The 26,858-nt window shown below is 40.0% G+C and carries 24 protein-coding genes; 9 read left to right on the top strand and 15 right to left on the bottom strand.

What is annotated here, in order from left to right; translation table 11 throughout:
- Nucleotides 1-12: 12 nt before the first annotated feature.
- The 7 genes from G590_RS0106860 to G590_RS0106830 form a co-directional block, all read right to left on the bottom strand.
- Complete coding sequence (locus G590_RS0106860) at nt 13-945, bottom strand: sugar kinase (protein WP_022764937.1); 933 nt, start codon at nt 943-945, stop codon at nt 13-15.
- A 16-nt stretch (nt 946-961) separates the two neighbouring features.
- Complete coding sequence (locus G590_RS18685) at nt 962-2,200, bottom strand: SPFH domain-containing protein (RefSeq protein ID WP_022764936.1); 1,239 nt, start codon at nt 2,198-2,200, stop codon at nt 962-964.
- A 157-nt stretch (nt 2,201-2,357) separates the two neighbouring features.
- Entirely contained in the window at nt 2,358-3,164 is an 807-nt protein-coding gene (locus G590_RS18680; RefSeq protein WP_022764935.1) for an NUDIX domain-containing protein, read from the bottom strand.
- A gap of 15 nt (nt 3,165-3,179) precedes the next feature.
- Nucleotides 3,180-3,422: a TIGR03905 family TSCPD domain-containing protein gene (locus G590_RS0106845; protein ID WP_022764934.1), complete on the bottom strand. Its 243-nt coding sequence runs from the start codon at nt 3,420-3,422 to the stop codon at nt 3,180-3,182.
- Nucleotides 3,423-3,437: 15 nt separating this feature from the next.
- Nucleotides 3,438-4,517, bottom strand: coding sequence for an undecaprenyldiphospho-muramoylpentapeptide beta-N-acetylglucosaminyltransferase (locus G590_RS0106840; protein ID WP_022764933.1), 1,080 nt, complete (start codon nt 4,515-4,517; stop codon nt 3,438-3,440).
- A gap of 64 nt (nt 4,518-4,581) precedes the next feature.
- The gene (locus G590_RS0106835) at nt 4,582-5,679 is read right to left on the bottom strand and encodes a hypothetical protein (RefSeq protein ID WP_022764932.1); all 1,098 of its coding nucleotides are present in this window, start codon (nt 5,677-5,679) and stop codon (nt 4,582-4,584) included.
- Nucleotides 5,680-5,699: 20 nt separating this feature from the next.
- Nucleotides 5,700-7,229, bottom strand: a complete 1,530-nt coding sequence (locus G590_RS0106830) for an MBOAT family O-acyltransferase (RefSeq protein ID WP_022764931.1) — start codon at nt 7,227-7,229, stop codon at nt 5,700-5,702.
- Between the two features lie 126 nt (nt 7,230-7,355).
- On the opposite strand from G590_RS0106830, the gene G590_RS18675 reads away from it, so the two are divergent.
- The gene (locus tag G590_RS18675) at nt 7,356-8,282 is read left to right on the top strand and encodes an alpha/beta hydrolase (RefSeq protein WP_022764930.1); all 927 of its coding nucleotides are present in this window, start codon (nt 7,356-7,358) and stop codon (nt 8,280-8,282) included.
- A gap of 51 nt (nt 8,283-8,333) precedes the next feature.
- Here G590_RS18675 and G590_RS0106820 read toward each other — a convergent pair whose 3' ends face one another.
- From G590_RS0106820 to dnaA, 8 genes are all read right to left on the bottom strand, one after another.
- Nucleotides 8,334-9,095: an exodeoxyribonuclease III gene (locus G590_RS0106820; RefSeq protein ID WP_022764929.1), complete on the bottom strand. Its 762-nt coding sequence runs from the start codon at nt 9,093-9,095 to the stop codon at nt 8,334-8,336.
- A 4-nt stretch (nt 9,096-9,099) separates the two neighbouring features.
- Nucleotides 9,100-10,554, bottom strand: coding sequence for a GGDEF domain-containing protein (locus tag G590_RS20505; RefSeq protein WP_022764928.1), 1,455 nt, complete (start codon nt 10,552-10,554; stop codon nt 9,100-9,102).
- Between the two features lie 11 nt (nt 10,555-10,565).
- Nucleotides 10,566-13,106 (bottom strand): DNA gyrase subunit A, encoded by a 2,541-nt coding sequence (gene gyrA, locus G590_RS0106810; protein WP_035762770.1) that lies wholly within the window; start codon nt 13,104-13,106, stop codon nt 10,566-10,568.
- 77 nt (nt 13,107-13,183) lie between these two features.
- Nucleotides 13,184-15,121, bottom strand: a complete 1,938-nt coding sequence (gene gyrB / locus G590_RS0106805; protein WP_022764926.1) for a DNA topoisomerase (ATP-hydrolyzing) subunit B — start codon at nt 15,119-15,121, stop codon at nt 13,184-13,186.
- Between the two features lie 10 nt (nt 15,122-15,131).
- A complete protein-coding gene (gene recF, locus G590_RS0106800) occupies nt 15,132-16,241 on the bottom strand; it encodes a DNA replication/repair protein RecF (RefSeq protein ID WP_022764925.1) in 1,110 nt (369 codons plus the stop codon).
- Nucleotides 16,238-16,453, bottom strand: a complete 216-nt coding sequence (locus G590_RS0106795; protein WP_022764924.1) for an RNA-binding S4 domain-containing protein — start codon at nt 16,451-16,453, stop codon at nt 16,238-16,240. Before G590_RS0106795 ends, recF begins: the two co-directional genes overlap by 4 nt.
- Nucleotides 16,454-16,467: 14 nt before the next feature.
- Nucleotides 16,468-17,577 (bottom strand): DNA polymerase III subunit beta, encoded by a 1,110-nt coding sequence (gene dnaN, locus G590_RS0106790; protein ID WP_022764923.1) that lies wholly within the window; start codon nt 17,575-17,577, stop codon nt 16,468-16,470.
- A gap of 295 nt (nt 17,578-17,872) precedes the next feature.
- Complete coding sequence (gene dnaA / locus G590_RS0106785; RefSeq protein ID WP_022764922.1) at nt 17,873-19,273, bottom strand: chromosomal replication initiator protein DnaA; 1,401 nt, start codon at nt 19,271-19,273, stop codon at nt 17,873-17,875.
- A 546-nt stretch (nt 19,274-19,819) separates the two neighbouring features.
- Between dnaA and rpmH the strand changes: the two genes are divergently transcribed.
- The 8 genes from rpmH (at nt 19,820) to rsmG (ending at nt 26,838) form a co-directional block, all read left to right on the top strand.
- Nucleotides 19,820-19,954, top strand: coding sequence for a 50S ribosomal protein L34 (gene rpmH, locus G590_RS0106780; protein WP_013282343.1), 135 nt, complete (start codon nt 19,820-19,822; stop codon nt 19,952-19,954).
- A gap of 56 nt (nt 19,955-20,010) precedes the next feature.
- The gene (rnpA, locus tag G590_RS0106775; protein ID WP_022764921.1) at nt 20,011-20,358 is read left to right on the top strand and encodes a ribonuclease P protein component; all 348 of its coding nucleotides are present in this window, start codon (nt 20,011-20,013) and stop codon (nt 20,356-20,358) included.
- Nucleotide 20,359: 1 nt separating this feature from the next.
- Nucleotides 20,360-20,569 (top strand): membrane protein insertion efficiency factor YidD, encoded by a 210-nt coding sequence (gene yidD, locus G590_RS18665; RefSeq protein ID WP_022769286.1) that lies wholly within the window; start codon nt 20,360-20,362, stop codon nt 20,567-20,569.
- An 18-nt stretch (nt 20,570-20,587) separates the two neighbouring features.
- Nucleotides 20,588-21,898: a YidC/Oxa1 family membrane protein insertase gene (locus tag G590_RS0106770; RefSeq protein ID WP_022764920.1), complete on the top strand. Its 1,311-nt coding sequence runs from the start codon at nt 20,588-20,590 to the stop codon at nt 21,896-21,898.
- 23 nt (nt 21,899-21,921) lie between these two features.
- Nucleotides 21,922-22,683, top strand: a complete 762-nt coding sequence (gene jag / locus G590_RS0106765; RefSeq protein ID WP_022764919.1) for an RNA-binding cell elongation regulator Jag/EloR — start codon at nt 21,922-21,924, stop codon at nt 22,681-22,683.
- A gap of 65 nt (nt 22,684-22,748) precedes the next feature.
- A complete protein-coding gene (gene mnmE, locus G590_RS0106760; protein ID WP_022764918.1) occupies nt 22,749-24,173 on the top strand; it encodes a tRNA uridine-5-carboxymethylaminomethyl(34) synthesis GTPase MnmE in 1,425 nt (474 codons plus the stop codon).
- 3 nt (nt 24,174-24,176) lie between these two features.
- Nucleotides 24,177-26,108, top strand: a complete 1,932-nt coding sequence (gene mnmG, locus G590_RS0106755; protein ID WP_022764917.1) for a tRNA uridine-5-carboxymethylaminomethyl(34) synthesis enzyme MnmG — start codon at nt 24,177-24,179, stop codon at nt 26,106-26,108.
- Entirely contained in the window at nt 26,098-26,838 is a 741-nt protein-coding gene (rsmG, locus tag G590_RS0106750; protein WP_022764916.1) for a 16S rRNA (guanine(527)-N(7))-methyltransferase RsmG, read from the top strand. Before mnmG ends, rsmG begins: the two co-directional genes overlap by 11 nt.
- Nucleotides 26,839-26,858: the final 20 nt, after the last annotated feature.

Genomic DNA, 26,858 nt, shown 5'->3' with positions numbered 1-26,858 from the left:
AATTCATATTACTCATGCTGTAACCAGCCTTCCCACGCGCTCTGCAACCCCGACCTTTATCTGCATTCCCGCGTTGAATTCGATGGCGTCATCAAGAATTCCGTCGGAAAAGACAACTCCCTTTTCACTCATGTCAGACGTGAGTATCAGATCTTCCTTCTCTCCAATTTTTCCATATACGATATCCGCCTGAGTGAAGCGGCTGGGGTAAGGTTCCCTTACCTGGAAAGTAAGGCTCTTGTCGCTCCAGTCGTATACAGGCTCTCTGACAGTTCCAAGACCGAAGGCCATTGCCATTCCCTTAAACTCAGCCATTACGGATTTATGCCAGCCGGTCATTCCAAAACCCGTTGAAATAATGATACCCGATGATGACTGATTTTCAATACGATTTCTGTAATTTATGTGATATCTTGCAGACGAATGATTCTCAACGCCTACAAAGAAATCATTTACTGCGTAAAGAACCTGTCCATCCTTAGATTCTGCCTTTCCCATTGTAACATCTTTGGCACTGTATTTCCCATCTATAACTGTGGGGAGGATCTTCTCTATGTCCCCTGCTTCAAAGGGGAGCAGCACCCCGTCCCACCTTGCGGGATCGGGGTTTACTCCTATGAGGGGCTGGCCATCCAGGTACTTCATGACGTTTGCCACAAGTCCGTCCTGGCCTACGGCGATAACGATGTCTTTTTCTCCGAAGATCATGTTGGGAATGTACTCCCTGTCTATCTCCTGGAGCCTTGCTACATGGCGGACACAGCTTCTTACCTGATCAAGGACCATGTTGTAAACTTTATCCTCTCTCTCGTAGTCCGAAAAATCAGCGCCCAGATGCTCTATATAAAATCTCGCCTGCTCTACAGTGTTGTAGCGCCTTTTTAGTTCTTCATATCTGGTGCGTCTCTTAATGAGAACTACCTTGTTCATTCCCCTATCAGCCATGTCCGCCTCCTAAAACTTATGCCTGTTTTTTAACCAGGTTCTCTCCGATTCCGTTTGCTATTGTCTGAAGAAGATCAGGTGTCATATTGAATGTACCGATCTTATCAGCGTTTTCTCCGATGTTCATGAATGCCCTTGCCATGAGGGTCTTAGGATCCATCTGTGCCATTGCGCAAGCTTCAACAAGAGCTACATTTAAGTTGTTATATGCTCTCACAATGCCTTCAACTGCGTAGGCCTCCTGGTCCGCCTTGATCTTAGCATTCTCGGCTTCCAGAGCTGTATACTCTTTGTTTTTCTTCTCCAGTTCGATTTTTCCAAGCATCTCTTCATTGTCAATCTCCATTTTCTTTGCTGCTGCTTTTTCTCTAAGTTCCAGTTCCTTTTCCTGCTTCTCTGTATCAAGAGCCAGATTGGCTTTCAGAGCTCTGAGTCTCATCGCCTGTTCTTTCTCCTGCTTCTCATTGTTCATTGTAAGCTCTGCCTGAAGAGCCATGAGCTTCATTGCCTGCTCTCTTTCCTGCTCCTCTTTCTTCATATCGAGCTGACACTGCTGTACATATCTGAGCATCTCCTGTTCTTTTTCTTCCTTCTCACGCTCTTTTTCAGCGACCTTGATTTCAGTGTTGATCTCATTTTCTTTGATGACCCTCTCCTGCTCGATCGCTGCGTTTCTCCTCATGTAGATGGCATCGTCCTGCTCCTTTAAGATTTCCTCTCTGGCTGCTGCCTCCAAAGCCTTTCTGGTCTCGGTGTTTGGATTGATGCCAAGGATGCTCACTCCTACGATGCTCACTCCAAGCTTTGTTACTGCCTCATCCTCTGCAAGCTTATCGACGATAACCTTTGCCATCTCATCGGCACATCTGATAACCGTTCTGACGTCCTTCTTGCTGACTTCCCTTATCACAATTGCTTTGATTATGTTGTTGATCCTCTTTTCAAGAAGCGCCATTGTACTTCCAATCTTCTCATAAACCGCTGCTCCGCGATTGTAAGAAAAATCAAGCATCTGAGTTGCCTTCTCATAATCTGTGAGCATATATGTCGTAACTCCCTGTACACACACTCTCTGGTAATCGCTGGTAACCAGATCATCAAAGGCGAACGCTCCGTCAAATGCGGTAGACGGTGCCACCATAATATTTGTGGTCAGCTCATTGTAGAAGAGTGACAGGCCAAGTCCCTGTTTCACTATCTTTCCGTTTTTTACAACCATTACATAATCGTTTGGGTTAAATTTCTTAAACTTCATAACCAGCTCCTCCTTAGTCTTGTATGAAATTTTAATTAGTAGCTATTTGCTACTATTTATTTCTTGATTACATATTAGTAGCAATTTACTACTTTGTCAACAAAAAAAATAAAAAAACCCCGGAAAATTTCTTTTCCAAGGTTTTCATTCACTATCATCATCCGATATATCTGTATTCTGCAGACATCTTGTTGCTGATACGGGATTTTATCTTTGCACCTGTTGCCTCGATCTTTGGCGCAACCAGTGCTCTGAAATTGGTCTTATAAAGCTTCTTGCCAAGGACCAGTTCATACAGCGCCTGAAGATCCGGCAGCGTGAAGGTATCACCCACCATGTTAAAAGCAATATCCGAATTTTCAAAGAAAGTCCTGAGCTTCATTATGGATTCTATAATGATCTCCACATGATCAAAGGCAAGCTTCTCGCCTCTTTCTCCGGAAATTGCAACCCGGTTCTCATAGCCTATCCGACCGTTCTTAAATTTCTTTACACTTACAGGATAAATAATCTCTGCTCCGGACTCATCATTATATAGGCGTATCCGGTCATCATCAAACTCAAGATCAAACCATTCGCCCGTTGTTTTTATTTCTGACACATCTCCCACAAGGGCGAGGTAAGCAATACTCATAACCCACGTTCTGGGATCACGCCCGGGCCTTGTGAAAGTATATATCTGGTCAAGGTACACATCCCTGACTCCCGCTTCCTCATAGAGCTTCCTGGATGCAGCCTGATAAGCTGTCTCGTCCTTTTTGATAAAGCCTCCGGGAAGAGCATAGAATCCAAGGTAAGGGTGTTCATCTCTCTTTATCAAAAGAGCCTTCAACCTGGCGAAAGACTCGTCCACGCCAAGGACGAGAATATCCGTCGTAACTGAAGGCTTATCATAAAGAGTATCTGTGTACTGCTCCAAAAACTCTTTTTCAGTTAATCCATTTATGTCTCTGCGCTCTGTCATGTGAGCCACCTTTTGTCATGCATTCATTGCCTGCTCTATTGCGTATGATAACTGGTCTGGACAGGATGTAGGCTTAAATCCGCACTTGATTCCGCGAAGCTTTGAAATGGCATCCTCAGCCTTCATACCCTCAACAAGTCTTGATACTCCCTGAAGATTTCCGTTACAGCCGCCGGTAAATTTGACTGACTTAATAATATCTCCATCAACCTCTATATCTATCTGGGTTGAACATGTTCCTTTTGTCTTGTAGATCATTGGTATTCCTCTTTCTTACTGTATTTCTTCGTTGATGATCTGAACAATGGTGTTGGTGGCACTGTGAAGATTACTCTTGCTCATAGCCTCAACATATTTCTCTCTGTCATTGTAAAGATCTTCTATAGTCTCAACCAGGATATCCTCATCCAGGTCATCATTATCAATAACTACTGAAAAACCTTGCTGCTCAAAGCTCCTTGCATTAAGCATCTGATCGCCTCTGCTGGACTTGGTCGAGAGCGGGATCAGGATGTTTGGCTTTTTAAGAGCCAGTAGCTCGCAGATGGAGTTAGCACCTGCTCTTGAAACCACAATGTCTGCCATTGCAAATATATCTTTAAGCTCATTCTTGACGTACTCAAACTGCTTGTATCCCGGTACTGTGAGCTTAAGGTTGTCCATCTTCTCTTTTCCGCAAATATGAACCACGTTGAAGTTGGGAAGGAGTCTTGGCAGTGCATATCTGACTGTCTCATTAACAGACTGGGCTCCAAGACTTCCACCTATTACCATAAGAACCGGCTTGTCATCTGTAAATCCGCACAGCTCTCTTCCTGCCTCTCTTGATCCCATTCCGAGCTCTTCTCTTATGGGTGTTCCTGTAAGAACCGCTTTATCTGCAGGAAGAAGCCTCATGGTCTCAGGGAAGTTACAGCAGATCTTGCTGGCGCCCGACATACTGAGTCTGTTGGCAAGACCCGGTGTCATATCGGATTCATGAACAATGTATGGAATCTTAAGAAGGCCTGCTGCTCTTACTACGGGTACACTTACATATCCGCCCTTTGAAAAGACAACGTCAGGCTGGATCTTCTTAAGAAGAGTCCTTGCTTCGCGCATTCCCTTCAAAACTCTGAAAGGATCCGAGAAATTCTTGGGATCAAAATACCTTCTGAGTTTACCTGTTGCGATTCCGAAATAAGGTATGTTGTAATCCTCAATCAGCTTTTTCTCAATGCCTTCGTAGGAACCGATGTAATATATTTCAAATCCTGCCTTCTTAAGGGCCGGTATCAGGGCAATATTAGGTGTTACATGTCCTGCGCTTCCGCCACCTGTAAGTACAATTTTCTTAGTTGCTTTTTCGCTCACTTATTTTCCCTCTTTTAAGCTTACTTGCTGTATAAGTATATCATTTTTTAACACATGTAAAAAGTCATTCTTCCTCTGTCTCATAGTTCAAAAGCCCATCTTTCTCGTAAGGAACGATGTACTTATTAACTACCCTGTCTGTAAAATCACTCAGCTCATCAAGTTTTTCCTCATAGTTCTGAAGAGTAAGCTCATCTTCTCCTGCAACAATCTTATCCAGCATGAGCTTATTGATCTCAGGTGAAAAATGAATGGTATCCATGTAATTATCCAGATTCGTTGTGACTTCCTCTTCGCCCTGGAAGCCAAAAACCCTGACGTTGTCATAGACTAAAAGACGCTTCGTCATCTCTTTTTCGCATCTGATTATAGCGTCGCTCTCGCCGCCCCTGTAACTCATATCCCACCAGAGCATTGAATAAGGCGGATAAAAGAAAATAAACTCCGTCTCAGGATGTGCCTCCACCTGCGCCGTGATAAGATTAATGTTCGCCTCAAGTTTTTCAAGATAAGCATCCTCAGGAAGCATCTCTTTTACCTCGGGAGATCTGAAGTAAAGTCCCAGAGCCATGTCCTGATTAAAGCTCTTCCACTTTGCCCAGTTATAAGAGAGATTCTCGTCATAATCCCCCATGAAGGAATTGGCTACTTCGTAAGGTATCTTCTCAAAGAGTACGTCCTTGTTGTACAGATACTGAATATCATTAAACGGATTGCTGTCATAGAGATACATAGGACACCCGGTTGATTCATAGGTTGTCTCCGCTTCTCCGTAAAGTGATGAAGGATCAATGTTGTAAAAAACATACTTCAGGTCATGCTCTTCATAGGCCACATCCAGAAGATAGCACAGATCGGCTGTCGCGCCATAAGATCTGATAGCCTTAATTGCATTAACCCCATAAGCACTGCTAAACCAGGAATTGTCATTGTTCTCCATAACGGAAGATCCAACGATCAGTGCATCATAATCGAAGTTGCGAAGTGTTCCCACACACTGATATTCCTTGTCATTGAGGACCGCCTTCATACCAAGCCAAGGCTTATGATAGTGATAAAAGGGATCAAAGATGTACACAACACCCCCGATTAGTATCAAAAGCACAAGCACTGTTACCACCAGTCTCTTTATGAAATTTTTTGAGTTTGTTTTATCTGACATGTATGCTTTCCGTTTCTGGATTAGTACTGGAAGTATATAAAGGTGCTGACATTTGAGAGTGAAATGAATGACCATATAAATACTATGGCCAGTCCCATCACTGTCTTCATGCTAAAATCAGTCTCCTCAACAATTTCCTGAGTGTTCTTTCTGGTCATGATAAATCCGCTTACTGCAAGGAGAAGAAGGAGTGTTACCATATATACGATATTCTCTCCGGCAGCAAATCCCAGCTGGGAAAAGAGCTGTCTGGGAATGTAGTTTTCTGCAATTTCAAGCTGCGATGCTGTTCTGTAAAGGAATCCCGGATAAGTCCAGAAAAAGAACCTTTTAAACATCTGGATTGCATAGGTCATATCCTGCGATCTGAAAAATACCAATGACACCACAAACATAATAAAGGTCAGTGCATTGCCCACAGGTCTTGGAACCATGAAAAACGGCTTTTCTCTGAGAAGATATCTTCTTGGTTTAGAGCTCATCTCTTCTTCCTTAGACGGCTTAACACCAACAATTCCAAGATCATCCCACACAACCAAAAGCCCCTGCATAAGGCCCCAGCATATATAGGTCCATCCTGCTCCGTGCCATAGTCCGCTGAGTACAAAGACAATAAGGACATTTATAACTGTTCTGAGTTTGCCCTTTCTGCTTCCTCCAAGAGGAATATAGACATACTTTATAAAAAATCTGGACAGAGTCATATGCCATCTCTGCCACAGCTCTTTTGCGCTCTTTGCCTTGTATGGAGAATTAAAGTTGACCGGAAGTTTAAAGCCCAGCATCAGGCTTACTCCGCTCGCCATATCACAATAACCTGAGAAATCCAGATAAATCTGAAAAGCATATGCCAGCATTACTGCAATGATGGTCAGGGTATCCATGTAGTAAGTATAATGGAATCCGTAGTTTACTGACTTTGCCAGAGTATCGGCAAGAATAACCTTCTTTCCAAGACCGATGATAAAAGACATTATTCCTTTGGCAAAGGTATCCGTATCAAAACTCCTAAGGCTCTTTTGCCTGAACTGATCTATCATTTCCTTGTGAAATGCAATCGGTCCCTGAATGAGCTTAGGAAAATACACTGTATAAAGCGCATAGTCAATAAACGGATAATGAGGAGCCTCACCATTTGCCCTGTCTACGATAAACGAAATCTGTCCGAAGGTAAAAAAGCTGATACCTATAGGCATCAGTATCTCTTTTGCCGTAATACCCGCATCAAATAGAGCATTTATGTTGTCCACGAAAAATCCAAGATATTTAAAATAAAAAAGAAGTGCCAGATTAAACAACACCCCGGCAATTTTCAGAGGCTTTCGAAAAGCCTCGGACTTCTCCATGACAGCACTTAGCAGATAGTTAACAGCTATGCTGACAAGAAGTATCACAAGAAATGATACCCCAAAGGAATAGTAGAAGTATAAAGACAGGCCAATCAGAAATACATCAGCGATTCTGAAAAGCTCTGCCTTATTTAAAAGATGCCAGCCGGTAAGAAGGACCGGCAAAAAAAGCAGTATAAATGTAAAGGAATTAAAACCCATCAGTTTTCTCCATGTTTAAACTCGAAAAGAGTATAACACACTTTATAAAGAATGTGAAAAAGCCGCCAATACTTAGAAAAAAATGTTAATATATAGGTATCTTTTTAGGAAGAATGGAGACTTTACATGAGTAAGAAAAACAAGTTCCTTAAATTTTCTTTATTTACGGCACTTTTCGGAGGCGTATATGCTTTTTCCGATTATGCATACAGAACAGCTACAGTTCCACGTCAGCACACCGACGACAGCAAAGATTTTGATCCGGCAATTTCACGCGGAAGATCCTTCATCAGAAATCATAGTGACAGACAGGACATATACATCGACAGTATTGATAAGCTTCGTCTTCACGCAAATTATATCCCGGCAGGAAATGATATCCACAATTATGTCATACTTATCCACGGCATCTGGGATAATAATGAATCCAACGGCATCTACGCAGAACACTACCTTGAAAAAGGCTTCAACTGCCTGCTTCCTGACCTGAGAGGTTTTGGTAAGAGCGAAGGAAAATACATCGGTTACGGCCTTGATGACAGACTCGATATCATGGAGTGGATCTACTGGGTAATTAAGAGAGATCCGGATGCAAGGATATTTCTCCACGGAATGTCCATGGGCGCAGCTACAACACTGATGGCTTGCGGCGAACATCTCCCGGAAAATGTAAAGGGTGCTATTGCAGACAGCTCTTATACTTCTCTTCCGGAACAATTTGCATCAGCCTACAAAAAATTCAAAGGCTCTTATGTTCCTACTCCGATTGCAGTAATGCTGCTTCGTTTAAACATTTTGCTGAGAGCCGGATATGACATCAATGACGTAAAACCAATTTCAGCTGTAGCAAGATCTACAACACCTACACTGTTCATCCACGGGGATGACGATACTTTTGTTGATCCGCATATGTGTTCAAGACTTTATGAGGCTGCAAGCTGTCCCAAGCAGTACTGTATGATCCTCGGCGCAGGACACATTGAGAGTGTTGTAAAAGACCCTGTGAACTATTGGAGCAAAGTCGATGCATTTACAGCCAAGCTTCTTGCGTGACATATTTTGTAAAAATAAACCTTCCCATTCGTAGGTGAATGGGAAGGATTTTTATTTCAGTATAAGTCCAACCGGACAGTGATCTGAGCCCAGAGCATCTGAATAAATTTTGGCATCTTCAATCTCAGGTAAAAGAGACTTGGATACCACGAAGTAATCTATACGCCAGCCTGCGTTCTTGGCTCTTGCCTGGAATCTGTATGACCACCAGGAATATGCACCCTCAAGATCAGGATAAAAATGTCTGAACGTGTCCACAAGTCCTGAGGAAACAACATTATCAAACTTCGCTCTCTCCTCATCCGTAAATCCGGCATGTCCTCTGTTGGGCTTTGGATTCTTTAAGTCTATTTCCTTATGAGCAACATTCAAATCTCCGCAGTAAATAACAGGCTTTTTTTCTTCCAGGGTCTTGATAAACTTTAAAAAGTCATCTTCCCAGCGCTGACGATACTCGAGTCTTGAAAGATCTTCCTTGGCATTCGGAACATAGACCGTAACCAGATAATAGTCCGGATATTCAGCCGTTATAACTCTTCCCTCATGGTCATGTTCTTCTATGCCCATGCCATAACTTACCGATATTGGTTTTTCTTTTGTAAAAACAGCAGTTCCGGAATAACCCTTCTTCTCTGCATAGTTCCAATACTCCTCATATCCGGGAAGATCGATTTCTATCTGTCCCTCCTGAAGTTTGGTCTCCTGAAGGCAGATCACATCAGGGTTTTCCTTATCCATAAATTCCTGAAAACATCCTTTTGAAACGCATGCTCTCAGTCCGTTCACATTCCATGATACAAGCTTTTTGCTCATAAGCTTACATGTTTCCTTTTATTTTTTGAAGGTTCTCATCAGTTTCCTTGAGCATCTCTCTAAGTGAAAGATTCTCTTCATGACTGAATTCACAGATAGAATACTGAAGATGGTTTATGTATCTGCTTGGCTCAGAGAGAAGTTTGGCGTTCTGCTCAGACATCTCTTCCCTTAAAGACTCTGCCTTACCCTCTCCATCAGCAACTACGATAACAGCAAACTCATCGCCTCTTATTCTGCCGTAAACTCCGTCATTAAATACCTCTTCAAGGATCTGGGCAACTCTTTTAACTGCCCTGTCTCCTTCCTCATGTCCGTAGAGACTGTTAATATTCTTCAGTGACTCCATGTGGATATAAGCAACCAGTGCACTCTTACCGGGAACAAACTTCTCTTTGAGAAGATCATAGGCCCTTGCAAAGAAGCCTCTTCTGTTAAGACCTCCGGTGAGATAATCATTCTCTCCGATATGGTCAAGAACCGAGTCATCTCTTGCAAGTTCTTCCTGAACTTCATAGAGTTCTTCGGTGGTCTTCCTGAGTTCATTTTCAAGATATGACAGTCTGCTGGAACCTGTAACAAGAGCTGTTATGGTATCAAAATAGTGATCAATAAGTGCTCCGGGCGTAAACTCGGATATCATAATACCAAGCTGGTATTCTCCGACATAAAGGTCTCCGATTATATATGATTTTACACTGCTCTTAGCAAAGGTTGAGATGATCTTGTCTGTTGAGAGTGTCATTTCCCCCTCTTTAAACATGATATCTTTACCGTCTATAATAGCTGCCTTAACACTGATTTCCTCAGGCCTCTTCCAGGGATATTTAACGGTATTTCTCGCCTTCTTGTCATAGAGGAGAATTCCGCATGTTGTTATGCCCTCTGCTAAGGCCATCTTTGAAAATACTTCTGATATCCTGTCTTCAGCAAATTTTCTGTGAAGAAAAATATCACTTACTCCAAGCACTGATCTAAGCGCATCTGCCTCCTGTGCTTCAACATAATTAAACTGCTGAGCAGGTTCAGTAGGAGGAAGCACCTGATTTTTAACATAAAACTCTGCATCGCATACTGCTTCATATCCAAGCTGTTCAAACTGGTTCTTTTCAGTGTTAACCTGATTTACAGAATTAAATCCCTCCTGCTCTGTCAGTGTAAACACCGGAATTCCTTCAAACTTCTTAAGGAAAGCCTCCTTCTTAAGGATGGTTGTCTTTGACCCGATTCTCTCAATATCAACTATCAGAGCATCCAGATCTGATGTAACAGCATAGTCGAAAATCGCAGAATACTGGTAGTCAAAACCTGCATCCTTATCAGTGGCATCTGAAATAAGATACTTGCCGGGCATGATGACAAGGGTTACACCCTTGTCCTTTGCTGCCTGGTTTGCACCTATTATGATCTTCTTAACTTCCTTATCCTCTATCTCAGATATAAGCAGTCCGATGTTCATAAGTCCCTCATTTATTCTTCACTGGATGTCTCATTGGGTTCTTCAATATCTTCGATATCATCGATATTGTCGATTTCCTTCTCGCCGTCAGATATCTTTTCTCTAACCTTGGCAATCTTGGCTACAGTTACGCCCTTATCAAGGTTGATCATCTTAACACCTGAGGTTACTCTTCCGTGAACAGAAATATCATTCATTCTGAGCTGAATAATGATTCCGGCATTTGTGATCATCATGATCTCATTGTCATCGTTAACAGCCTTAACACCTACAACACTACCGGTCTTCTCAGTAATCTTGTAGCACTTAACTCCCTTTCCGCCTCTGAACTGAGAATGGAATTCTGAAAGGGTTGTCCTCTTTCCATATCCGTTTTCAGATACGATAAGGAGTGAATCTCCCTGAGAATCTATCTGCATTCCGACAATTTCATCCGTGTCATCCAGCATCATTCCTCTTACACCGATTGATGATCTTCCGGTTGAACGAACGTCAGATTCATCAAAATGGATGCACATACCATTCTTGGTAACGAGGAATATCTCTGACTTTTTCTTGACTGTCTTAACCTCGATGAGCTCATCGTCATCGCGAAGGTTAATAGCTGCAAGTCCTGTCTTTCTGACATTTGAGAAATCAGTGATAGGTGTCTTCTTAACGGTACCCTTCTTGGTTACCATAAACAGTGACTTATCCTCATCCTCAAATCCTGTCACTGGAATCATCGCAGAAATCTTCTCTCCGGGTGCAAGCTGAAGAAGATTTACAATTGCCATTCCGCGTGATGTCCTTGATGCCTCAGGAATCTGATATGCCTTGAGCCTGTAAACCCTTCCTGTGTTAGTAAAGAACATTACGTAGTTGTGGGTTGTAGTCATGAGAATATCTTCAACAAAGTCGTTTTCAATTGTTGTGATTCCCTTGATTCCCTTACCGCCACGATTCTGTGACTTGAAGTTGTCAATTGACATTCTCTTGATATAACCAAGATCAGTCATTGCAATTACTGTATTTACATTCGGGATAAGATCCTCCATGTCGATATCGGAATCGTCATGACCGATCTGTGACTTTCTGTCATCACCATACTTATCAGAAATCTCAAGGATTTCAGTCTTTATTACTCCAAGAAGTACCTTCTTATCTGCAAGAATAGCCTTCAACTCCTCAATTCTCTTTAAGAGTTCAGCATGCTCCTGTTCAAGCTTATCTCTCTCCAAACCTGTGAGAGTACGAAGTCTCATATCAACAATAGCCTGTGCTTGAGCTTCTGAGAGTCCGAAACGGCTCATCAACTGCTCTTTTGCAATAGCTACTGTCTCGCTGCCTCTTATAATCTTTATTACTTCATCGATATTATCCAGGGCGATGAGCAATCCCTCTAAGATGTGGTTACGCTCTTCTGCCTTGTTGAGATCGTATTTGGTTCTTCTGGTTACAACCTCTTCCTGGTGCTTGATGTAATGAGTAAGCATCTCAGTGATACTCATTACCTTAGGCTGGTTGTTTACAAGAGCCAGCATGATGATTCCGAAGGAATCCTGCATCTGTGTATGCTTATAGAGCTTATTAAGCATGATGTTAGGGTTAACATCATTTCTGAGCTCGATTACAACACGCATACCTTCTCTGTCTGACTCATCTCTAAGAGCTGTGATTCCGTCAAGCTTTTTAAGCTTAACAAGCTCAGCTATCTTGGAGATCATGTTAGCTTTATTTACAAGGTATGGAAGCTCGGTTACAACGATCCTGTTCTTGCCACCCTGCATGGGCTCAATATCAGTAACCGCTCTTACGATAACCTTACCTCTACCTGTTCTGTAGGCCTCTTCTGCTCCTCTTGTTCCAAGAATGATACCACCTGTAGGGAAATCAGGAGCCTTGATAATCTCAAGGATCTCATCAACTTCTGTATCCCTGTCCTCAAGGACTTTATTGTCAATCATCTTGACTACAGCATTTATAACCTCTCTGAGGTTATGAGGCGGGATATTGGTAGCCATACCTACGGCAATACCTGTTGTTCCGTTTACCAGAAGGTTGGGATAACGGCTGGGAAGAACTGCAGGCTCTTTTTCGGTCTCATCAAAGTTAGGAGTGAAATCAACAGTATCTTTTCCGATATCTGCTGTCATCTCCATTGAAATCTTGGTAAGACGAGCCTCTGTATATCGCATGGCAGCTGCACCGTCTCCGTCCACAGAACCGAAGTTACCGTGTCCGTCAACAAGACAGTATCTCATGGACCAGGGCTGAGCCATATTAACCAATGCTCCGTAGATTGAGCTGTCACCGTGTGGGTGATATTTACCCATTGTGTCACCGACGATACGCGCACACTTACGGTGTGGCTTATCGGGACCATTGTTGAGCTCTATCATGGAGTAGAGAATTCTTCTCTGAACCGGCTTAAGTCCGTCTCTTACATCAGGGAGCGCACGGGATGCGATAACACTCATGGCGTAATCGATATAATCCGCTTCCATGGTCTTCTGAAGATCGACCTCTTTTATTCTGTCGGTGGTTGTTTTATCAAAAACATCCTCCGGCATTTCATTGTTGTTATTGTTATTATCAGCCATTTTTACCTCTATTCATGTACAAGTACATCTCTTTGCAGCTTGTAATTTTATATATCCAGATTCTTAACAAATTTAGCGTTCTTTTCGATGAACTCTCTTCTTGGTTCAACCTTATCACCCATGAGAGTTGTGAATGTAACATCAATATCGGACTCAGATTCTTCATCGATATTGACTCTGAGAAGTACTCTTCTCTCAGGATCCATGGTTGTCTCCCAAAGCTGTTCGGGATCCATCTCACCAAGACCTTTGTATCGCTGGATCTTATTATTCTGGTCTCTTCCTACATCTGTGAGGATCTTATTAAGCTCCTCATCACTGTATGCATACCAAACCTTCTTGTTCTTCTCCAGTTTGTAAAGAGGTGGCTGAGCCAGGTAAACATGACCTTCCTTAATGAGCTGTGGCATGAATCTGTAGAGGAACGTCAGCATCAGTGTTGCGATGTGAGCTCCGTCTACGTCGGCATCGGTCATGATGATGATCTTGTCGTAACGAAGTTTGCTGATATCGAAATCATCATGGATACCTGTACCAAAAGCTGTAATCATAGCCTTGATCTCAGCATTTCCGTAGATTCTGTCTACTCTTGCCTTCTCTACATTGAGGATCTTACCTCTAAGAGGAAGGATAGCCTGTGTAGCACGGCTTCGTGCTGTCTTGGCAGATCCACCGGCGGAATCTCCCTCAACTATGAAGATTTCGCAGTTCTTAGGATCTTTGTCTGAACAGTCAGCAAGCTTACCCGGAAGTCCGAGTCCGTCAAGAGCTGACTTACGTCTTGTGAGATCTCTTGCCTTTCTTGCTGCATCTCTTGCTCTCTGAGCAAGAATAGCCTTGTCCAGAATCTGCTTGGCAATACTCGGATTCTGCTCAAGGAAGTATGTAAGCTGCTCACCTACAACACTGTTAACAGCTCCTCTCGCCTCTGAATTACCGAGCTTTTGCTTGGTCTGTCCCTCAAACTGAGGATCCTCTATCTTAACGCTTATGATAGCTGTAAGTCCCTCACGGATATCTTCTCCTGAGAGGTTCTCCTCGTTATCTTTGAGCATTTTGTTGGCTCTTGCATAATCATTGAAGGTCTTGGTAAGTGCTGCCTTGAAACCTTCAAGATGTGTTCCGCCTTCAGGAGTATTAATGTTATTAACGAATGTGTAAATACTCTCTGTGTAGGAATCGTTGTGCTGAAGAGATACTTCTACAGCAACGTTGTTCTTATTTCCCTCGAAGTACATGATCTCAGGATAAAGAGATGTCTTGGACTTGTTGAGATACTGAACAAACTCTTTTATTCCGCCTTCATAGTGGAAGGTCTGAGTTACAGGATCTTCTCCCTCTTCTACTCTCATATCTGTAAGAGTGATACGAAGTCCCTTGGTAAGGAATGCCATCTCACGAAGTCTCTGCTTTAAGATGTTGTAATCATAAACAGTTGTCTCTTTAAAGATAAGAGCATCGGGCTTAAAGTAAACTCTTGTACCTGTTACTCCTTCAGGTGCTGTGCCAACTTCCTTGAGGGCATAGCAAACTTTGCCTCTCTCATAGCGCTGCTGATAAATCTTGCCATCTCTTGTAACCTGAACCTCAAGCCACTCGGAAAGAGCATTAACAACTGATGCACCTACACCATGAAGTCCGCCTGATACCTTGTATCCTCCACCGCCGAACTTTCCGCCGGCATGAAGGATTGTAAATACAACTTCTACACCTGTAAGACCTGACTTGTGGTTTACATCAACAGGGATTCCACGACCGTTATCCTTGACGATAATGGTATTATCTTCGTTGATCGTAACTTCAATATGATCACAAAAACCTGCAAGCGCCTCATCAACTGAGTTATCAACAATCTCATAAACCAGATGATGAAGTCCCCTGCTTGCTGTTGTACCGATGTACATACCGGGTCTTTTTCTTACCGCCTCAAGTCCTTCCAAAATTTGGATTTGATCGGCGCCATACTGTACTTCTTCGTTGCTCATTCTTTACTCCTTAATTTTCGCTGCTTACTGTTCCTTCTGTAACCTTAAACAACTTATCTATTTCAAATCTGTTATTTACAAATTCATCCAGTCCGGTACAGGTGATGATAGTCTGAATATCACCGATAGTGTTTAAAAGATAGTTCTGTCTGTTGCTGTCAAGCTCTGACAAAACATCATCCAAAAGAAGTACCGGATTATCCTTTTTGGATTTCTTGACTATTTCTATCTCTGACAGCTTCAGCGATAAAGAAGCCGTCCTTTGTTGTCCCTGAGATCCGAATTTTCTGATATCAATTCCCTCAGCTGCGGGATCTGAAGCCTTTTTTACAATGAATGAAAAATCATCCTTGTGCGGACCTATTGTGGTCTGTTTGGCATACATATCCTTTTTTCTGGAAGCAGCGAGCTTTTTTTCAAAATCATCAAATGATACGTTTGGCTCATAATAAACAGAGAGAAGTTCTTTTCCTCCTGTGAGCTTCTCATGGATAGGGCTTATTATTTCATTAAGCTCTTTGATGAATTTTTCTCTGGCCTTGATAATGACGGATCCATACTCACAAAGCTGTTTGTCCTGAACATCCAAAAGTACACTGTTTTCAGGTTTTTCGAATAGATCCTTTAGAACTTTATTTCTTTCGACTACAAGCTTGTTGTACTTAGAAAGGCTGTTTAGATATATATGATCTAACTGGCACAGCTCCATGTCCATGAATCTGCGCCTTTCTGACGGACCATTCTTTATAATGCTGAGATCTTCAGGTGAAAAGAACACCACATTGAGTCTCCCTATCAGATCAGAAGCTCTTTTTATCTTTTGACCATCGATTGCTATACCTTTGGATTTATTCTTGCGAAGATGCATATCTACGCGATATTCAGCGTTATCTTTTTCCAAGATAGTTCTGATATGTGCCTCTTCTTTTCCAAAGTTTATTATTTCCTTGTCCTTGCTGCCTTTGTGAGACTTGGTTGTTGCAGAGACATAAATAGCCTCCAGGATATTGGTCTTACCCTGGGCATTATCACCATACAGTATGTTTGTTCCACTGCTAAAATCTATTTTCAGATTGTCATAGTTCCTGAAATCGGCCAGCTCTAATGATTTGATTATCATTTCTCTACTTTTACCTGTTTGCCGTCAAATTCAAAGATGTCTCCGTCGTAAAGCTTACGGCCTCTTCTTTCTTCTATTTCTCCGTTTACTTTGACAAGCCCTGACTGTATATCCATCTTGGCATCAACACCGGAGCTTTCCAGTCCTGCCTTTTTAAGGGCCTGACCAAGTTTTATAAATTCATCTGTTTCTCTAAGCTTAATTGTTTCCATCAAAAATCCTTTTATCAATCCACTGTTGTAAAGTTAACAGGAAGTACAAGATAGATATATGTTGAATCCTTGTCTCTGATAAAGCATGGAGCCTTAGGATTAACAAAGAACATATCAATAGTCTCGTTTTCAATAACTCTTAAAGCATCAATAAGGAACTTAGGATTGAAGCCGATCATAATGTCTTTTCCCTGCTTCTCAATTGTTATTTCCTCATCCATGCTACCGATTGCTGAATTGATCTTGAGTTCCATAGTATCATCGGTTACTGACATAATAACCGGCTTTTTATCTCCCTCTTTTACAAGAAGAGTTGCTCTGTCGATACATTCAAGGAGCTCTTTTCTGTTGATGCTCATCTTGGTCTCATAATCACTTGAAAGCATCTGATCAATGCTGAAATACTCACCCTCTATAAGTCTTGATACAACTGTTGTCTTATCAAACTCAAATAATACGTGCTTGTCAGTAAAGTAAATGCTTACCATTCTGTCTGTGCTGTCGCTGAGAATCTTACTGATCTCACCCAGAGTCTTGCCTGGAACGATAACCTTCTTGTAAGGATAACTTCCGGAAAGCTTAACCTTTCTTATGGAAATTCTGTGTCCATCAAGAGATACAAGCTTTAAATTATCTCCGTCAACCTCAAAGAGCTCGCCCCCCATCATCTTGTTGGCATCGTTCTCTGCGATAGAAAAAATAGTCTGCTGAATAACATTTCTGAGTGTGAAATGAGAAACACTGACACCATCGATTTTTTCAATGGCCGGAAGATAAGTAAAATCATCACCCTTTCTTCCGATGAGATTAAACTTAGCCTTTTCACAGCTGATAGATACTTTATTGGATGCATCTGATTCAATGGTTACATCACTGTCGGGAAGCTTTCTTACAATATCTACAAATATCTTGGCATCAATTGCAATGAATCCTCTCTCTATAATGTTACCTTCAACAACGGTCTGGATACCAAGCTCCATATCGTTGGCTATAAACTTTATAATTCCTTCTGTAGCATCAACAAGAATACATTCAAGTATAGACATTGTTGTCTTAGAAGGTACTGCTTTTGATACAATCTGTAATCCGCTTACCAGATTAGACTTTGAGCAAACAAATTTCATTTAATCCTCTACTCCCTTCAACACATAACTATAAAATATTTATTAATTAATAATAAAAACAGTATTAATAGCTGTTGATAAGTGTAAAACCTATTCTATTATACAATTTTAAAGGCTTTTTTACAAATTTTTAGGTGTTGAAAACAAAAAAATTGATGTTGAAAATTATAAAGTTATAAACACGCCAAATATTAGTAAAAAAGGGTGGAAAAACTTATCCACCCTCAATCAACATTTTATCCTCATATAAATCACAAAGTTTTCATAAACTTTTCCACAAATTGTGGTCTGTTTTTTATAAAGAAGGATTCAATTTTTTAACTATAACATCCAGATTCTTGTTAAGGTCGTCATCATAAGCAATCATTGATTTGATTTTATTGATTCCGCTCATAACAGTTGTGTGATCTTTCTTGCCAAGGATCCTTCCTATTTCTTCCAGAGAAGCATCAGTATGCTCTCTGCAAAGATACATTATTATCTGTCTTGGAAGAACAATCTCAGCATTTCTCTTCTTGGATACGATATCTTCCTTCTTGGTTCCGTACTGTTCACAGACAGTATCAATGATAAGAGAAGGAGTAATAACCTTGGTCTTGTCCGGATAAATGATATCCTTAAGAGCTTCCATAGCATTTTCAAGTGTTATATCTACATTATTAAGTCTTGAGTATGCGATGATCTTTGTGAAAGCACCTTCAAGCTCTCTGATGTTTGACTTGATATTTGTTGCAATGTAGTCGATGACATCATCACCTATCTTGCGTCCGTAGTTCTCAGCATTCTTACGAAGAATAGCAACCCTTGTCTCATAGTCAGGAGATGAAATATCTGCAATAAGACCCATCTCGAAACGAGATCTGAATCTTTCTTCAAGTGTTTCCATTTCCTTGGGTGGTTTATCAGATGAAAGAATTATCTGTTTACCTGCCTGATGAAGGGCATTAAAGGTATGGAAGAACTCTTCCTGTGTTGATTCCTTACCTATAATAAACTGTACATCGTCGACCATGAGTACATCGACAGTTCTGTATTTTTCTCTGAGCTTACTCATATTCTCAGCACGGCTGCTACGAATAGATTCGATAACCTCATTGGTAAACTGCTCAGAAGTAACATATAAAACCTTGGCCTGTGGATTATGTTCAATGATGAAGTGACCAATTGAATGCATAAGGTGAGTCTTACCAAGTCCGGGGCCTCCGTAAAGGAAGAGAGGATTGTAAGCTGTTCCCGGTGACTCAGCAACTGCAAGGGCAGCTGAATGAGCAAACTTGTTGTTACTACCTACGACAAAAGTATCAAATCTGTATTTGGGAATGAGATTGGAATGCTCATACACAATACTTGATGCATACTGGGATGAAGAATTATCTTCAGTTACTTTTTCATGTGTTTCTTCATTATTAATAATATCTTTGTTTAAAATAAAAGATACTTCGATAACTGTATCAAGAAGTTCTGAAATTGTTACCTGAAAGAAACCAACATAATGATTTACTATATAAGATAGTGCAATTGAATTATCAGATGGAATTAAAATCTTGACTGTATTGTTCTCTACACCATAAACAGTGAGAGGATCAATCCAGGTTTTATAAGAAATATCAGTAATACCGGCTTCACTCTTAATGGTATTCTTGATAGATTCCCAATTTGTTCTTAATATTTCGGTGATTTCAGTAGATGATTGCATATAAGATTCCCCAAACAAAGCATAAATTTAGACTTTTTCTATTTTATATTAATTGACTTTAAATATCAAACAGATGAAAATTGTGGATAACTTTTTTTAAAATCAATATAAAAAGGTGAAAAAAAATTCTCTGTGGATAAACCATATCTTTTCCACTATAAACTATCTACTGTTACAAATGGCTTAAATACGGCATTTTTAGAATATTAACCACCGAGAATTAACTAGCTTATCCACAAATCTGGAAAAAAATGTGGATATCTTTTTATAAAAAATATTAATTAACAAGTTATCCACAAAATCAACATTTTGATGTGGATAATTTTTAAAGGCACTATATCTTGGTGGAAAAAAATTGAAAAAAATATTTTAAATGTAATGTGATGAAAAAGCGTCGATTAATGGCTTGACCAAGCGGATTTTATTTATTATAATTATAAAGATTTTTTCCACACAGGATGTAATCATTGATAATTGTGAGAAGTTTCTTCTCATTTAACGGACCTTGATCAGGTTAGTTTGTTTAAGAAGGAGGTGTTTCCGAATATGAAGATGACATTTCAGCCTCATAAGCTTCAGAGAGCCAGAGTACACGGCTTCAGAGCAAGAATGGCTACAAAGGGCGGTAGAAAAGTTTTAGCTGCCAGAAGAGCTAAAGGAAGAAAGAGACTATCAGCATGATTTTAAAGGTCACATAATTATGTGGCCTTTTTTCATCGTAATAAAGGAATAAAGTAATGCTTTTTTCAGATTCAATGAAAAAGACAGATGAATTTCGTAATTGTTATGAGAACGGCAAAAGTTATGCCAACAAATTCGTTGTTGTTTATGTGTGGAAAAATGGCGGTTCCAATAACAAGGTCGGAATTTCGTGCAGTAAAAAAATAGGGAACAGTGTTGTAAGGCACAGATTTGCAAGACTTGTTCGTGAAGCGTACCGACTACATGAAGATATATTCAATAGTGGTTTGGATATAGTAGTCGTAGCCAGAGCCTGTGCGAGAGATGCTAATTTCTTTGATATAGAAGAATCTCTTTTAAGCCTGGCAGGTAAGGCCCGCATAACAAAAAATGGCGGTGATTAATATGAAAGAAATATTAATCTTTTTGATCAAACTTTATAGGAAGTATATTTCTCCATTAAAGAGAACAAAATGTCCATACATACCAACATGTTCCGAGTATGGACTAGAAGCAATAGAAAAGTATGGAGCTATCAAAGGGGGATTACTTGCTGCCTGGAGGATTCTCAGATGCAATCCTTTTTCCAGCGGTGGATATGATCCGGTTCCATAATTCGTTAGGAGGTATGATTTGAAGGGAGTTTTGCTTACCCAGTATCAGGGTAAAATTGTAGGACCGGTTGCCTGGCTTCTCGGTCATCTTATGAATGGCATTTTCAATGTCCTCAATGCTATTGGTATACCAAACATTGGTCTTGCCATTATTATCTTTACTATCGTTATTTATTTATGTCTTTTACCTTTGACATACAAACAGCAGAAGTTTTCAAAGCTTCAGGCTAAGATGAGTCCTGAACTTCAGGCTATCCAGGCCAAGTACAAAGGTAAGAAAGACAATGATTCAATGCTCGCAATGCAGCAGGAGACAAAAGAGGTTTATGCCAAGTACGGAGTATCTCAGACAGGAAGCTGTCTTCAGCTTGTGATCCAGATGCCGATCCTCTTTGCACTTTACCGTGTTATTTATTCAATTCCTGCTTACGTAACTATTGTTAAGAATGCATTTTCACCTCTTGTAGAAGATCTTTTGGCAACAACCGGTGCTTCTGATTTCTTAATGACCCTTTCAAGTGCTTCAATGTTTAAGGGTCAGTTTACTAATGCAGCATTTACATCAGGTGATACTACTTATATTAAGAACACATTCATCGATGTTCTTAACAAGGCATCTACAGCTGACTGGAACAGCTTAACTGCTCAGTTCCCATCACTGTCTGCATCAATTGAGAACACACATACAGCTCTTAGCAGATTCAACTATTTCCTTGGTCTTAACATAAGTGATACACCTATGTACATGATCAAGACAGGATTTGCTGATAAGGCATTTCTCTTAATGCTCGGTGGTGTTATGGTTCCTGTACTTGCTGCACTTACACAGTGGATCAACACTAAGCTTATGCCTCAGCCTGCTACAGATAACAGCAAGGCAAATGCTGATGATCCTACAGCTCAGATGCAGCAGTCAATGAAGACTATGAACCTGATGATGCCTATTATGTCAGCAGTGTTCTGCTTAAGTCTTCCTGCAGGTATGGGTATTTACTGGATTGCCGGTGCTGTTATCAGATCAATCCAGCAGGTTGTAATCAACAGACACATTGATAAGATTGATATCGATGCTGAGATTGCCAAGAATACAGCCAAGTACAAAGAGAAACTTGAGAAGAATAAGACAACTAAGCAGATGAGTCTTTATGCCAACCTCTCAACAAAGAGCAATGATCTTTCTTCCACAAACAAATCTGGTATTTCTGAAGCTGAGAAGGAAGAGAAGCTTGAGAAGGTAAAAGCGGTTTATAATAATAAGGAGATCCGTAAGGATTCACTCCTCGCTAAGGCAAACATGGTAAAAGACTTTAATGAAAAGAATAATAAGTAATCTTTCCGGGAGGTTATATTATAATGGAATATAGAGAGTTTTCTGCAAAAAATCTCGATGATGCTATCACAGAAGCATGCGAAACACTTATGGTTACAAGTGACAGACTTGATTATGAAGTAATATCAAAAGGATCTTCAGGATTTTTAGGAATTGCTTCTAAGCCTGTTGTTATAAAGGCAAGAATCAAAGAAGAGGCTCCTGAAGTAGAGGAAATTAAGGAAGAGCCTAAAAAGGAAGAAAAGAAAGAAGTCAAAAAAGAAGAGAAAAAGGAAGCTCCTAAGGAAGAAGTAAAGGCAGAGAAAAAAGCTTCTTCAAACATCAATGGAGATGAGCTTGTAGCAAAGGCTAACGCATTTCTCAAAGATGTGTTCGGTGCCATGAATATGGAAGTTAACTTAAACACCAGATTCAATGCTCAGGAGAACATTCTTGATGTAGAGCTTTCAGGAGATGAGATGGGAGTTCTTATCGGTAAGAGAGGACAGACTCTTGACTCACTTCAGTATCTCATTTCTCTTGTAGTTAACAGAGAGACAGAAGAGTACATCCACGTAAAAGTTGATACAGAGAATTATCGTGAAAGAAGAAAGGCTACTCTTGAGAACCTTGCAAAGAATATTTCTATAAAGGTTAAGAAAACAAGACAGTCAGTTGCTCTTGAGCCTATGAATCCTTACGAGAGAAGGATCATCCACTCAGCTCTTCAGAACGACAGATATGTTACAACTCACAGTGAAGGTGATGAGCCATTCAGAAGAGTAGTTGTTACTTTAAAGAAATAATCTTTGAATGAGATTATACATCCCCTCAAGCCTTGGTCTTGAGGGGTTTTATTTAGGGAAAAATTATGAGCAGTGTTTTAAACAACTTTAATGATGATACAATCTGCGCAATAGCAACAGCCATGTCCGATGCAGGTATTGGTATTATAAGAGTAAGTGGCAAAAATGCTCTTTCTATATGTGACAAAATATATGTCTCGCCGAAAAAGGAGCACACTCTTTTAACTCACAAACCTAATACCATTAAATACGGATTCATTTGTAATGATAACGGAGAAATTGTGGATGAGGTCATGATCTCTTTTATGAAGGGACCTCACAGTTACACAAGAGAAGATGTTATCGAGATCAATTCCCATGGTGGAATGCTGGTGATGAATGAAATCTTATCACTCCTTCTTTCAAAGGGATGCAGATTAGCTGAACCCGGAGAATTCACAAAGAGAGCTTTCCTCAGTGGAAGGATTGACCTTACTAAAGCAGAAGCTGTTATGGATATAATTGGTGCACAGAATAAATTTGCCCTGGACAGCTCAAGAAAACAGCTCCAGGGAAGTATCTATAAAGAAGTAAAAGCACTGAGAGAAGATATTCTATATCAGATGGCTTATATAGAATCTGCAATAGACGATCCTGAAAACTATGATCTTACTGGATATTCTGATAAGTTAAAAGAAAAAGTGACTTTAATGTCAGAAAAGATAAAGAATCTTCTTAAGACAGCTGATGAAGGTAAGATAAGAAAAGACGGAATAAAAACTGTTATAATCGGTAAGCCTAACGCAGGAAAGTCATCTCTTTTAAATGCTCTATCAGGAAATGAAAGAGCAATAGTTACTGATATTGCCGGAACTACCAGAGATGTAATAGAAGAAACTGTGAGACTTGATGATATAATCTTAAATCTTATAGACACTGCAGGAATAAGAGATACAGAAGATCTTATCGAAAAGATTGGTGTTGATAAGGCAAAAGAAAAAGTGGAAGAGGCCGATCTTTGTCTTTATATAATTGATTCAACATCTGAGATTGATGATGAAGACAAACAGATAAGCAGTCTTTGTGCGGATAAGAAGACTATTGTCATTCTAAATAAGAATGATCTTACAGGTGATATTAAAATATCAAAAGATATCCTTCCTATGCTGTTTTCAGGAAATGAAAGTGTAGATTTTCCTGTAATTACAACATCATTATTGAATGGAGAGGGTATAGAAGAGCTAAAGCGCGCCATTACTGAACTTTTCCTTGGTGGTGAGATAGCTCCCAAGCAGGAAATATATATTACAAACATAAGACACAAGGAACTGCTTTCTAAAACTGCTGAAAGTCTGGCACTTGTTGCAGACAGCATCGACAAAAATCTGTCTGAAGATTTTTATACCGTAGATCTGACTAATGCATATGTGTTCCTTGGAGAAATAATTGGTGAAGAAATCGGAGATGATCTTGCTGAAGAGATTTTCTCAAAATTCTGTATGGGTAAATAATTTATGGTTGATGTAAGAGAAAAAATTGATGTGGCAATAATTGGAGCAGGTCACGCCGGATGTGAAGCTGCACTTGCATGTAGCAGGCTCGGTCTTGAGACTGTAATTTTCACTATGAGTGCAGACAATATTGCTTTTATGCCATGTAATCCACATATCGGTGGATCTTCAAAGGGACATTTGGTGAGGGAGATTGACGCACTTGGTGGAGAGATGGGTAAGAACATTGACAAGACTTTCCTTCAGTCCAAGATGCTTAATACTTCCAAGGGTCCGGCAGTTCATTCACTGAGGTGCCAGGCTGACAAGATGGAATATTCCAAAGCAATGAGAAAAGTTTTGGAAGAGCAGGAACATTTATCAATCAAGCAGACGGAAGTTACAGAGCTTCTTTTTGAAGATACTGATGATGATGAACTGAAAAGAGAAGGATACTCAAAAGTAATAACCGGAGTAAAAATCTTTTCGGGAATTATATATGAAGCAAAAGCTGTAATTATTTGTACCGGAACATATTTAAAGAGCAGATGTCTTACAGGAGAGGCTATAACTTACAGTGGACCTAATGGTCTTTTACCATCTAATTATTTATCAGAGTCACTTATTAAAGCGGGAATTGAACTTAGAAGATTCAAAACAGGAACACCTGCCAGAATGGATGGCAATTCAATAGACTACTCCAAGATGAGTGAGCAGTTTGGAGATACTCCTGTTATTCCTTTTTCATTTGATACTGACCCTGCGGATGTTCAAAGACCCCAGGTTTCATGCTATCTTACATACACAAATGAAAAAACACATGAAATAATACGAAAAAACATAAACAGATCACCTATATATGCAGGAATAATAGAAGGTGTTGGCCCAAGATACTGTCCGTCTATTGAAGATAAAGTTGTAAAGTTCCCTGATCATGACAGACATCACGTATTTGTTGAACCGGAAGGAACTTATACTAATGAAGTCTATATTGATGGTATGAGTTCTTCACTTCCAGAAGATGTACAGATTGCTATGTACAGAACAGTTCCGGGACTTGAGAATTGTAAGATTGTCAAGTCAGCATATGCTATAGAATATGATTGCTTATGCCCGGGACAGTTACATCCGACTTTAGAGATAAAGAATGTAAGAGGTCTTTTTAGTGCAGGACAGGTAAATGGAAGTAGCGGATATGAAGAAGCTGCTGCTCAGGGTCTTTATGCAGGAATAAATGCTTCAATGCAGATTCTTGGAAAAGAGTATCTTACTATCGATAGGTCTGAAGGATATATTGGAGTTCTTGTTGATGATCTGGTTACAAAAGAAAATTTTGAACCTTATAGAATGATGACATCACGTGCTGAGTACAGACTTTTACTCAGACAGGATAATGCTGATATAAGACTCAGAGGAAAAGGTCATGAAGTTGGTCTTATCAGCGATGAAAAATATGAGAAGATTCTCAAGAAAGAAGAACTTATTAATGCAGAAGTTAAAAGGCTAAAAGAAACTACTGTAGGAGCTAATGCTAGGATACAGGAGTTTATGGAAAAGTGTGGAAGTTCAACACTTAAGACTGCAACATCTCTGGCTGAGTTGATATGCAGACCTGAACTTACTTATGATTCTATAGCCGAGATTGATCCGGATAGAAAACCTCTTCCTTCAGATGTAATTGAACAGGTTGAAATCACTATAAGATATGAAGGATATATAGACAGACAACAAAGGCAGGTTGATCAATTTAGAAAACTTGAAAAGAAACTTATACCTGCAGATATAAACTATGATGATGTTTCAAGTTTAAGGTTAGAAGCAAGACAGAAACTTGAAAAGTTCAGACCAACCAATATAGGACAGGCATCAAGAATAGGTGGTGTAAATCCTGCTGATGTTTCTGTACTGATAATATATCTTGATTCACTTCACAGAGGAACAAACAATGACAAATGATTACAGTCAGATGATTAAAGATTTTTCTTCATTTGGTATTGAACTGACAGACAAACAGTTGGATCAATTTGATAAGTACTATCAGTTACTTATTAAATGGAATGAAGTTATGAACCTTACAGCCATAACTGAATTTAATGATGTATGCAAATTACATTTTGTAGACAGTGTATCAGGATGTAAGTTCTTTGATTTTTCAAAAGAGGAGTTTTCTCTTGTGGATATAGGAACCGGTGCCGGATTTCCGGGAATACCATTGAAGATTATTTTTCCTCAGCTTCACATAACCCTATTGGATTCTCTTAATAAGAGGCTAAACTTTCTCAATGAAGTAATTGACCAGCTAGGACTTAATGAAAGTGGATCGATTAAAACTTTGCATGGAAGAGCAGAAGATTATTGTCTTGCAAAAGAAGGATCTCTTAGAGAAACTTTTGACATTGCTGTTTCAAGAGCAGTAGCAAATATGTCTACTTTATCAGAGTATTGTCTTCCATATGTAAAAGTGGGTGGTTCATTTATTGCTTATAAAAGTGAGAAGGCACAGGAAGAACTTAAGGATGCAAAGGGTGCAATACACTTACTTGGTGGAAAGCTTGTATCGGCGGATGAATTTCTTTTACCTGATTCTGATGTAAGCAGAACCATATGTATTGTTGAGAAAAAAGAAAATACTTCTAAGAAATATCCTAGAAAAGCAGGCGTACCATCTAAGCAACCTTTAAAGTAAACACAACTTCTAGTAAAAAA

Source organism: Butyrivibrio sp. XPD2006 (genome assembly GCF_000420865.1).
Classification (GTDB): domain Bacteria; phylum Bacillota; class Clostridia; order Lachnospirales; family Lachnospiraceae; genus Butyrivibrio.
This window is presented reverse-complemented; position numbering and strand designations above follow the sequence as displayed.